This window comes from Pseudomonas sp. B7(2017) (genome assembly GCF_002112745.1).
Classification (GTDB): Bacteria; Pseudomonadota; Gammaproteobacteria; order Pseudomonadales; family Pseudomonadaceae; genus Aquipseudomonas; species Aquipseudomonas ekonensis.
The window spans coordinates 126,289-136,674 of sequence record NZ_NEIP01000016.1 but is presented as its reverse complement, the minus strand read 5'-3'; the positions used below and the strand labels follow the sequence as shown (position 1 = coordinate 136,674).

At 67.0% G+C, this 10,386-nt stretch carries 7 protein-coding genes; 3 read left to right on the top strand and 4 right to left on the bottom strand.

Translation table 11 applies throughout. The features are described 5' to 3' along the window. Window positions 1-285 precede the first annotated feature (285 nt). From CAG29_RS23465 to CAG29_RS23450, 4 genes are all read right to left on the bottom strand, one after another. Entirely contained in the window at window positions 286-1,362 is a 1,077-nt protein-coding gene (locus CAG29_RS23465; RefSeq protein ID WP_085695217.1) for an SMP-30/gluconolactonase/LRE family protein, read from the bottom strand. After that, complete coding sequence (locus CAG29_RS23460) at window positions 1,359-2,504, bottom strand: SRPBCC family protein (protein WP_085585773.1); 1,146 nt, start codon at window positions 2,502-2,504, stop codon at window positions 1,359-1,361. The genes CAG29_RS23465 and CAG29_RS23460 overlap by 4 nt, the downstream gene beginning before the upstream one ends. 115 nt (window positions 2,505-2,619) lie before the next feature. Beyond that, a complete protein-coding gene (locus tag CAG29_RS23455) occupies window positions 2,620-3,483 on the bottom strand; it encodes a LysR family transcriptional regulator (protein WP_085585775.1) in 864 nt (287 codons plus the stop codon). Window positions 3,484-3,831: 348 nt separating this feature from the next. Beyond that, the gene (locus CAG29_RS23450; RefSeq protein ID WP_085695216.1) at window positions 3,832-5,550 is read right to left on the bottom strand and encodes a hydrogenase maturation protein; all 1,719 of its coding nucleotides are present in this window, start codon (window positions 5,548-5,550) and stop codon (window positions 3,832-3,834) included. A gap of 298 nt (window positions 5,551-5,848) precedes the next feature. On the opposite strand from CAG29_RS23450, the gene CAG29_RS23445 reads away from it, so the two are divergent. The 3 genes from CAG29_RS23445 to CAG29_RS23435 all read left to right on the top strand — a co-directional run bounded on the left by CAG29_RS23445 (window position 5,849) and on the right by CAG29_RS23435 (window position 10,314). Next, on the top strand, window positions 5,849-6,358 hold the full coding sequence (locus CAG29_RS23445) for a sigma-70 family RNA polymerase sigma factor (protein WP_085639126.1): 510 nt from the start codon (window positions 5,849-5,851) through the stop codon (window positions 6,356-6,358). Continuing rightward, window positions 6,355-7,302, top strand: a complete 948-nt coding sequence (locus CAG29_RS23440; protein WP_085639123.1) for a FecR domain-containing protein — start codon at window positions 6,355-6,357, stop codon at window positions 7,300-7,302. The genes CAG29_RS23445 and CAG29_RS23440 overlap by 4 nt, the downstream gene beginning before the upstream one ends. Window positions 7,303-7,392: 90 nt before the next feature. Beyond that, window positions 7,393-10,314 carry a TonB-dependent receptor gene (locus CAG29_RS23435; protein WP_085639120.1) on the top strand — a complete coding sequence of 974 codons (2,922 nt, stop codon included), beginning with the start codon at window positions 7,393-7,395 and terminating at the stop codon, window positions 10,312-10,314. The last annotated feature ends 72 nt before the right edge of the window (window positions 10,315-10,386 follow it).

Here is a 10,386-nt window from a genome sequence, read left to right as displayed (position 1 = left end):
GCAAACTGGCCCGGATCGTATTCGCCCTGCTCAAAGGACAAAGCGAATATGAACCGAAAGCAGGCTGAGGGCTTTGCCTCAACCATAGAATCTCCCACAGGGGATTTCGGGTGTTTGCAGGATCCAGGTACACCACAAAACCTGTGGTAGCAGACCCAACGCCATCGCTGGCAAGCCAGCTCCCACAGTTTTTGTGGTGTGCTTAGATTCTGCAAACACCCGGGATCCCTGTGGGAGCTGGCTTGCCAGCGATGAGGCCGGTGAACCCGGCACGCCTCTGGAGGCTTACTTGAGGGCCGCCCCCAACGGCATCCGCGTCATGTGCGAAGCCTTCAGCGAACCGAAATACAGCCAATCCCCGTACTCCCGCGCCGTGGTGATCGGCGAGTAGTTGCCGGCGCTGGCGTCCTGCAGATTGGCGATGACCTTGCCGTCCAGGTCCAGCCCCAGCACGAACGCGCGTTTTTCCAGGGGCTTGGGCAGCACGGTGAGCGCCCGGACAATCACCTTGCGCACGAACGGATGTTCGGCGGTGCGGTCCAGCAGCGGATTGCGCGGCGCGTACAGCGCCACCCAGAAGCGGTCGCGGCCGTTGAAGGCGAGGTTGTCCGGCAACCCCGGCAGGTTGTCGATGAACAGGTCGTGGGTGCCGGCGTTGGGGCCGGTCAGCCAATAGCGGCTGATGCGGTAGGCGCCGGTTTCGTTGACCAGCACATAGGCGTCGTCCGGCCCCAGGGTGACGCCGTTGGCGAATTCCAGCCGATCCAGCAGGACGCTGGTCTTGCCGGTCTGGAAGTCGTAGCGCAGCAGACGCCCGTCGCCGCCGTGCTCGATGATCGCCTCGCCGTCGTGGCCGTAGCCCCAGCGGCTGGAGGCATCGCTGAAGTAGGCGTAGTGCCCGGATTTGTCGATGGCCACGTCGTCGGTGAAGCCGAAGGGCAAGCCGTTGGCTTCGGTGGTCAACGCCACCAGCCGGCCCTGGGCGTCGAGGGACAGCAGGCCCTTGTCCGCATCGGCAATCACCAGCAGGCCGTTGGGATGCCGCGCCAGCCCCAAGGGACGGCCGCCGGTGTCGGTGAGCACCTTGCGCTGGTGGCCGTCGAGGCTGGTGCGGATCACGCGGCCGTCGTGCAGGCCGGTGATCAGCTTGTCGTCCTCAAGCAGCAGCGCCTCCGGCCCTTCGATGCCGCTCGGGCCGACCTGGCGCAAGCCGCGCAGGCGCTGGTTGTCGGCGTAGGGCCCTTCGGTCATGGACGGTGCCGGCAGCGGTGTCCAGGCCACCGGTTCGACGCGGGTCGGCATCAGCAGCAGAAACGCCAGCACGATGACGATCAGCAGCAGGATCAGATGGCGCAGTTTCACGCGTCGGCTCCTGCGCGGGACACGTGCTGAGCGGCCCGGTCGCGCAGGGCCAGCATCGAGGCGGCGGACTCGCGCTCGATGCGCCGCTTGAGCAGCAGAAGGTTGGCCAGGCGCATGCCCAGTCCGTCGAACCGATAGTCCAATGTGCGCACGAACCGCGTGCGCCCCCCGAGATCAGCACACTCATAAACCAGCGACAACGACAGGCCGTGGTCGCCCCGCGCCCGTGCGCACCAGCGCCGCCCCGGCAGGTACTCGTCCACTTCCCAGACCAGATGGCCGTCGCGCCCGCCGGCGCGGATGTCCTCCTCGAACCGTGCACCGGCATGCAAGGGACCGGCGGGGCCGTGAATCTTCAGCGACGAGGGGTGCCACTGCGGCCAAAGGCTGACGTCTGCGGCGTAGGCGAGCACGGCGTAGGGCTCGCCGTCGATGTCGATCCCATGCTGCTGGCGGGTCATGGGCGTCCTCGGTTCGTTCGTGTGGGCGGGTTCCGGCTCCCAGTACAGGGTGCCGAACAGGTAATCCATCAGGGGCAGGACGATGTTGAAGTTGCGCTCCTGCATGCGTTCGCGGCGGTGATGCAGTTCATGCAGGCGGTGCATCTGGCGGATCCACGGCAGGCGGGCCAACGGGTGGCGCGGCGGCAGGTGTTCGCAGGCGTGGAACACCTCGTAGGTCAGGTAGCCCAGCACCATGCAGCCGCCGAACAGCCCGGCCACGTTGGCGTTGAGCTGCGCGAACAGCCACCACAGCGGCAGGGCCACGAGCAGCGTGTGCACCACGATCAGCCAGGCGGGAAACAGGATCACCCGCCAGTCCCGGGCGCTGTCCCAGGTCATGTGGCCGGGGGTGAAGAAACTGTGGTGGTCGCCGGCGTGGCGGGCGTAGAACATTTTCGCGAAGCTTTTCTTGTGGTGCCCCAGGTGCCGGTGCACCACGTACACGCCGAAGTTGAAGAACAGCAGGGTCAGCGGCACCGTCAGCCACTCCAGGGGCTGCACCTGCCGCACGCCGCTCCAGAACGCGCCGATGGCCAGCACGCCGAACAGCAGCACGAAGGCGCCGTGCAGCCACGGGTTGTACAGCGGATGGATCGCCGCCCGGTAGCGGCTGCGGAATGCTTCGGTGGTTTGCCTCACTGCGGTCACCTGCGGATATTGTTGTTGTATCCGGCAGATTAGCTGATCCCTCGGCCTGCGCAGGCTCGGGGGCGAGGTCACAAGTGACAGGTTCCGGTACGCAGCGCCGTGGGCTTCAGCTCAACGGGTTCCAGCGCTGCGACCAGTCGTCGTCGGCCTTGATCACGGCGCGCAGCAGGTCGAAGGCGTGCTGCAAGGTGGCCGAGTCGCGGTCGCGGGAGTAGACGAGGTAGGTCGGATAGCCGAATTCCGGGGCCTTGGTCACAGCCTCCAGGGCGCCGCTTTCCAGGTAGGTGCGCACCACCCGCGTGCGGAAATAGCCGCTGCCGCCGTTCTCCAGGATGTACTGCAAGGCCAGCGGGCCGAGGTTGAAGCTCAGGGCGGCCTTGGCCTTTTCCGGCAGGGCGGCGTCGTGCTGGCGGCGGAAGTCCGGGCCCCAGTCGATGTAGACGTAAGGGGCGGGGCGGTCGGGGGTGTGCACCAGGATGAGTTTTTCCTCCAGCACCTGCTCGACCTGCAGGCCCGGCCAGTATTCCGGCTGGTAGACGAGCGCGGCGTCGAGCACGCCGAGTTCGAGCTGGCGCAGCAGGTTTTCGCCGTCGCGGATCTCCATGCGCAGGGCATGGCTGGGGATGTGCTCGCGCAGTTCGGCGGCCCAGCTGAGCATCAGCGGGTTGCACAGGCTGACCTCGCCGCCGATGTGCAGCACGTTGTCGTAGCCTTCGGGCAGCGGCAGGTCGCGGCGGGCGGCTTCCCAGGTCTGCACCAGCTGGTTGGCGTACACCACGAACGCCTCGCCGTTGGGCGTCAGGCGCGCCCCGGCGCGGTTGCGCACGAACAGGGTGCTGCCCAACTGGCTTTCGAGCTTCTGCACGCGGGCGGTGATGGCCGTCTGGGTGACGAACAGTTTCTCCGCCGCCGCGGCGAGACTGCCGTGGCGGACGATTTCCAGGAAGGTACGGGCGAGGTCGATGTCCATGGGCGGGCCGGCGTCTGAGGTGTCGGCATGATAAGCCGCGGTGTCTGAGGGAGCCAGCTTGCTGGCGATGGCGGTGGGTCAGGCAACAGGGATGTTGTCTGTGCTGGCCTCATCGCTTGCAGGCAAGCTCCCACAGGTTTTGTGGTGTGCAGGGATCCTGCGTCCAGCCGGGATCCCCTGTGGGAGCCAGCTTGCTGGCGATGGCGGTGGGTCAATCACCACAGATGCCGGCTGTGCTGGCCTCATCGCTGGCAGGCCAGCTCTCACAGGGTTTTTGGATGTTCGCCGGTCCGGCGGGCAGCCGCAGTACCTGTGGGAGCCAGCTTGCTGGCGATGGGGCCCGATGGGTCAGCCGGCCAGTTCGGCCTCGCGCACCCGTGCCCAGTCCTCCACCAGCCGGGCCGGGGTGCAGCAGGTCTTGCGCTTGAGCACGAAGTTGCGGCATTTCTCGGCGAACTGGTTGCGGTTGTACAGCATGTCTTCCTGCATCTCTTGCAGCTCGGCCTCGCGGCAGCGGCGGATCAGTTCATGGTCGGTGCGCAGCTTGCGCTCGCGCACGGCGGCGTAGGTCGGGTCGGTCAGGGCGCCGTGGGCCCGTTGCAGCAGCCACAGGCCGAACTCGTCCGGGCAGCGCGGGCCGATCTCCTGCACCATGCCCAGTTGCTGGGCCTGGACGGCGCTGACCGGCAGGCAGGCCTGGGTCAGTTGCTCGGCCATGGCCGGGCCGACGGCGCGGGGCAGGCTGTAGGTCCAGTATTCCGAGCCGTACAGGCCCATGCTCTTGTAGTGCGGGTTGAGCACGATGTCGGCGCGGGCGAACACGATGTCGGCGGCCAGCGCCAGCATCACGCCGCCGGCGCCGGCGTTGCCGGTCACACCGCTGACCACCAGTTGCCGCGCATCGAGCAGTTCGGCGCAGACGTCGTCGATGGCCTGGATGTTCGCCCAGGCTTCGGCCCCCGGATCCTGCGCGGCCTGGATCACGTTCAGGTGCACGCCGTTGGAGAAACTGCCGCGACCGCCCCTGATCAGCAACACCTGGGTGTCGCGGGACTTGGCCCAGCGCAGCGCCCGGACCATGCGCCCGCACTGTTCGGTGCTCATGGCGCCGTTGTAGAACTCGAACGTCAGTTCGCCGACCTTGCCGGACTCGCGGTAGCGGATCGGTTGGTACGCCTCGTCGCTGAACGGCGCGTCGGCGATCGACCAGTCGAGCACCGGCACCTTCGCCAGTTGCCCGGCCAGCACATGCCGCGCCGGCCGCTTGAAGGTCTCCTCGCCCGGTTGCGGCTTGAGCCGCAGCGAGCCGATCCACAGGCTCTGGTCGCCGGTGGCCACCAGCACGGCGTCGTCATGCACCGCCAGAATCTCGCCGGGGCGGCCGGTGCGGCTGTCCAGGTGGGCGTCGTACACGTAGTACTGACCGCCGGCCAGGCTGGCCAGCACGCCGGGCTGGCCGTCGGCGGCATCGATGCAGCGTTTGATGAACCGTGCGCAGTCGTGCCAGCTGAACGTGCGGTCGGCCTGTTTCATGTTCGGTTGCAGGCTGCCGCGCACTTTGGGGTCGTTGTAGTCCAGCGGCACCGGCTCGAACCCGGCGATGAACTTCTCCACCACCTCGCGGATGCAGCGGATCGCCGCATCGCTGACCCGGCCGTTGTACAGCTCGGACTTGCGCAGGCCCGCCGGCAGGTTGAATTCGCAGGTGGCCCAGACGGGACCGGCGTCCATTTCCTCCACCGCTTGCAGGGCGGTGACGCCCCAGGTCTGCAGCTCATTGGTGATGGCCCAATCCAGGGCACTGGCGCCGCGGTCGCCGACGATGCCGGGGTGGATGATCACCACGGGGCGTTGCGCATCGCTCCACAGCGACTGCGGCACGCGGTCTTTCAGGAACGGGCAGATCACCAGGTCCGCGCCGCTGTTTTCGATCTGTTCGCACACGGAGGCTTCGTCGGTGAACAGCACCACGCTCGGCGAATGGCCGGCCTGGCGCAGTTCCAGCCAGGCCCGTTGGGTCAGGCCGTTGAACGCCGACGACAGCAGAATGATGTTGAGTGATCGCATGGTTGCTCTTCCTTGAATGGGTCGGCCGCGGGCTCCCGATGAGCCGTCCGTGGCTGTCGATGGAGGCGCAAGGTTAGAGACTGGCGTGGCGGGCGCCAGTGACCGAAGTCAACGTTCTGTGAGGGGAGGTTTCCGTGGCGACGAACTGCCTTATTCTCAATAGTTTTAGGATCCTGATTTTTTATTACTTCAAATGTCTCCAGCGCTATTGCACAGTCGCTCCCCTGATCACCGCCGGACGATGCCGGCAGAACCAAGGATTTTCGCAGCGGGTGGAGCCCGTTTCAGGGAGCAAGGCATGGGTGGCAGTCTCAACCCGCATCACCAGGCCGTGGGCCGGATGTTCCAACAGGATTACCGCTGGCTGTGCACGGCGGTGGGCCGCACCCTCGGTTGCCCGCACAGTGCGCAGGACATCGCTTCGGAAACCTTCCTGCGGGTGCTGGCGCTGCCCGACCCGCTGGCCATCCGCGAGCCCCGCGCGCTGCTGACCACCATCGCCAGGCGGCTGGTGTATGACGGCTGGCGTCGACAGGATCTGGAGCGCGCCTACCTGCAAAGCCTGGCGCTGGCGCCGGAGCCGGTGCACCCGTCGCCGGAGGAGCGGGCACTGGTCATTGAGGCGCTGCTGGCGGTGGACCGCTTGCTCAACGGCCTGTCCGCCAAGGCCAAGGCGGCGTTTCTCTACCATCAGCTCGACGGCCTGACGTACGGCCAGATCGGCGAACGGCTGGGCGTGTCCACCAGCCGTGTGCAGCAATACATGGTCGAGGCGTTCAAGCGCTGCTATCAGGCGATGCAGGCATGAGGCCCGACGAGACCCTGATCGACGAGGCGGCGCAGTGGATGGCGCTGCTGCAGTCGGGCGACGTGAGCCTGCAGGAGCGTGCCGCCTTCGAGGCTTGGCATGCGGCCGACCCCCGGCACGGTCAGATCATCGAACAGATGGGCGGCGGCCTGAACCTGCTGCGCAACCCCAACCTGCGCGGCATGCCCCGCGACAGCCTGCTGCACAGCCTCAATGCGCCGTCCAGCCGCCGACGGTTCGTCAGCGGCAGCCTGAGCGTGTTGGGCGTTGCGCTGCTGGCCGGGCTGTTGGGCCGGCGCTACGGCTGGCTGCCCGAAGCCGGGGAACTGGCGACCGGCACCGGTGAGCGGCGCGGGTTCACCCTCGCCGACGGCAGTGCACTGACCCTCAATGCCCGCAGCCGCGCGGTGCCGCGGTTCGACGCGGCCGAGCGCCGGCTGGCCCTGCGCAGCGGTGAGTTGCTGGTGGAGGTGGCCGCCCGCCAACCCCGGCCCTTTGTGGTCGAGACCGAGCACGGCCGCATGCGCGCCCTAGGCACGTCGTTCATGGTGCAGCGCACCGAGGAGGCGACGCGGCTGGTGATGCTGCATTCCCAGGTCGAAGTGGTCACCGCCGGCGGCGTCCGGCAGGGGGTGGAGGCGGGCGAGAACCTGCTGTTCAACGACCGGGAAATCCTCGCCCTGGAGCGCAGCAAAGGCTATGAAACCGCCTGGGTGCAAGGCCGGCTGGAAGTGCGCGACCGTCCCTTGAGCGAGGTCATCGACAGCCTGCGCGGCTACCGGCGCGGCGTCCTGAGCCTGAGTCCGGAGGTGGCCGGGCTGCGCCTCAGCGGCCTGTACCCGCTGGACGACAGCGACCGTACCCTGCAGTTGCTCGAACGTTCCCTGCCGATCCGCGTGACCTGGCACAACCCGTACTGGGTCAGCATCGGCGCGCGGTTATAGCGCCATAACTTCCCGGTCTACCCAGCCCCTATAAAAACCGCCGGCCCGTTGCTCATTCCCTGCAGATGCCTTCAACAGGGAAGCCCTTCGATGTACTCATTCACACAACAATTGCCTCGACTGACGCTGGCCGCCGCCTTGGCGATGGGGATCGCGCCGTTGCCGGCCGTGTCCGCGGAAGCGGCCGCCCAGGTGTTCACCTTCGACATCGCCGCCGGCCCGCTCGATGAGGTGCTGCTGGACATCTCGCGCCAGTCCGGCGTGCCGATTTCCTTCAGCCAGAACCTGGTGCAGGGCAAGCGCAGCGGCGTCGTGCGCGGTGCGTTGGGCGGCCGTCAGGCCGTCGAGAAAGCGCTGCTGGGCAGCGGCCTGCAAGTGGAGCAGAGCGCGCAGGGACTGACGGTGCGAGAAGCCGACGGGCCGGTCGCCGCACCGGTCAAGGCAGTCTCTGCGGCGCCTGCCGCCAGCGCCGACTACCGCCTGGAGAAGGTCACGGTCACCGGCTCGCGGATCGCCCGGGCGCAGTCCGACGGCGCCACGCCGGTCAACGTCATCACCCACCAAGAGATGGAAGCGCGGGGCTACAAGAACGTCTACGACGCCCTGGCCACCCAGACGCAGAACACCGGCATGACCCAGGGCGAGGACTACGGCAACACCTGGCAACCGGCGGCCAGCGCCCTCAACCTGCGGGGCCTTGGGCCCAACCACACGTTGGTGCTGATCAACGGCCGGCGGGTGGCCGACTACCCGACGCCGTACGACGGCAAGGTCAACTTCACCAACCTTGCGAACATTCCGTCGGCGGTGATCGAACGCATCGAGATCCTCAGCAGCGGCGCGTCGGCGATCTACGGTTCCGATGCGATCGCCGGAGTGGTGAACATCATCCTCAAGGACAAGATCGACGGCGTCGACGTCAACCTCAAGGGCGGCACCAGCGAGCGCGGCGGCGGCGACAACCAACGCCTGCAGATCAGCGGCGGCGGCAGCTGGGGCGACTTCGACGGGCTGTTCGGCCTTGAGCTGACCAACCGCGACCCGATCTGGGCCGACGACCGCGGCTTCATGCAGAGCGGGCCGCTGACGGATGTCGGCTATCGGCGCGACCTGGGCAGCGGCCGTTACCTGGGGCCGGGCTGCGGCGCCTATCAGGGCGTGTTCGACAACAAGCTGCTCAACAACGCCGGCCGTTGCCGCACCGACCAGATGTACAACGACTACTGGACGATCCAGACCCAAAAGGAAAACTACGACGGCTACACCCGCGGCACCTGGCATTTCAGCGACAGCGGCCAGGTGTACGCCGACCTGATGTACGGGCTCGACCACATCCAGAACAACACCCGGGGACCGACCTTCACCTCGCCGGACTTCATCAACCAGAACACCGGCAACCTGGAGCGCTGGTTCCGGCGCTTCGGCGAGGAGGAGATCGGCGGGCGCACCAGCAACAACAGCAAATGGCGCGACACGTCCTGGACCGGCACCCTGGGCCTGTCGGACAAGATCGCCGACACCGGCTGGAACTATGAGCTGGCGGCCAACCGTTCCGAATACAAGAGCGTGCGCACCACCCGCTACACGCCGCGCGCGTCAATCCAGGATTTCTACCTGGGCCCGCAATTGGGCACCCAGGGTGGCTACCCGGTGTTCGCGCCGGACGCCTCGCGGCTCGACCGGCCGCTGACGCCCCAGGAATGGGAGCAGTTTCGCGGCAACCTGACCCAGAGCAGCAAGTCGGTGTCGACCAGCTACAACGCGTCGGTCAACGGCGAGCTGTTCGACCTGCCCGCCGGCCCCGTGGGGTTCGCCGGCGTGCTGGAGGCGGGCAAGCAGGAATACCGCATCGACCCGGACGACAGCCTCAACGACGGCAGCTTCTACAACACCACCCCGAGCCAGAGTTCCGGCGGCTCGCGCAAGCGCTATGCGGCGGGCGGCGAGTTCAGCATCCCGGTCACCGATACGGTGCTGGCGACGGCGGCGGGGCGCTGGGACCAATACAAGTTCAGCGGCCGCACCGAGCAGCAGAAGACCTACAACCTGGGGCTTGAGTGGCGCCCGGTCACCAGCCTGTTGCTGCGCGGCAGCTACGGCACCAGTTTCCGCGCGCCGGACCTGAACTACATCTACCAGTCCGACAGCAACGGCTACTACCCGGCGCAGATCGACTACTACGGGTGCAGCCAGGGCGTGGAGGGCGCCTGCGACCGCGGACGGGTCGACTACACCCAGAGCGGCACGGCGGACCTGGCGTCCGAGCGCGGCAAGTCGTGGACCTACGGGTTCGTCTGGTCGCCGTCGCGCAACTTCGATTTCTCCACGGACTTCTGGCGGGTGGAGATCGACGACCTGCTGACCACGGTGGACGAGAACCGTCTGCTGCAGGAAGAGAACGAATGCCGCAACGGCACCCAGGACATCAACTCGGCCAACTGCCAATCGACGCTGGCGCGGATCGACCGCAATCCGGGCAATGCGGCCGTCGACCCCAACCAGTTGAAGCGGGTGAGGGTGAACGCGATCAACGCCGCCAGTGAGCGGGTCAGCGGCCTGGACTTCAAGAGCAACATCCGCTGGGGCGCGGGGCAGTACGGCGCGTTCAGCTCGGCGCTGGGCTACACCCTGGTGCTGTCGCACTACTACAAGGAATCGGACGAGGCTCCGACCCAGGACTGGCGCACCTCGCGCACCAACTACGACTGGCGCAGCAAGGTCAACGCCAGTCTGACCTGGGACTACCAAAAGGCTACGGCGACGCTGATGGGCATCCGCTACGGCTCGGTCACGAACGGCGCGGGCGACGGCCGACTCTCGCCCTGGACCGTGTTCAACGCCAGCGCCCGCTACCGGCTCAACGACCGGGCGAGCGTGGGGCTGACCGTGAACAACCTGCTCAACCAGGTCAAGCACGACGACTCGGCGGGCTGGCCGTACTACCCGACCGGCAACTATGACCCGTATGGGCGGCAGTGGTGGCTGGATGTGAGTTATCACTTCGGTAGTTGACGGTGCTGAGGCAGGTGCTGGTGATGTCGGCAGTGCCGGCCTCATCGCTGGCAAGCCAGCTCCCACAGGTAT

What these genes read in the sequence shown, in the direction of transcription:
- CAG29_RS23445 (WP_085639126.1), top strand. Translation starts at nt 5,849, where the DNA reads ATGGGTGGCAGTCTCAACCCGCATCACCAGGCCGTGGGCCGGATGTTC.
- CAG29_RS23435 (WP_085639120.1), top strand. Translation starts at nt 7,393, where the DNA reads ATGTACTCATTCACACAACAATTGCCTCGACTGACGCTGGCCGCCGCC.
- CAG29_RS23455 (WP_085585775.1), bottom strand. Translation starts at nt 3,483, where the DNA reads ATGGACATCGACCTCGCCCGTACCTTCCTGGAAATCGTCCGCCACGGC.
- CAG29_RS23450 (WP_085695216.1), bottom strand. Translation starts at nt 5,550, where the DNA reads ATGCGATCACTCAACATCATTCTGCTGTCGTCGGCGTTCAACGGCCTG.
- CAG29_RS23440 (WP_085639123.1), top strand. Translation starts at nt 6,355, where the DNA reads ATGAGGCCCGACGAGACCCTGATCGACGAGGCGGCGCAGTGGATGGCG.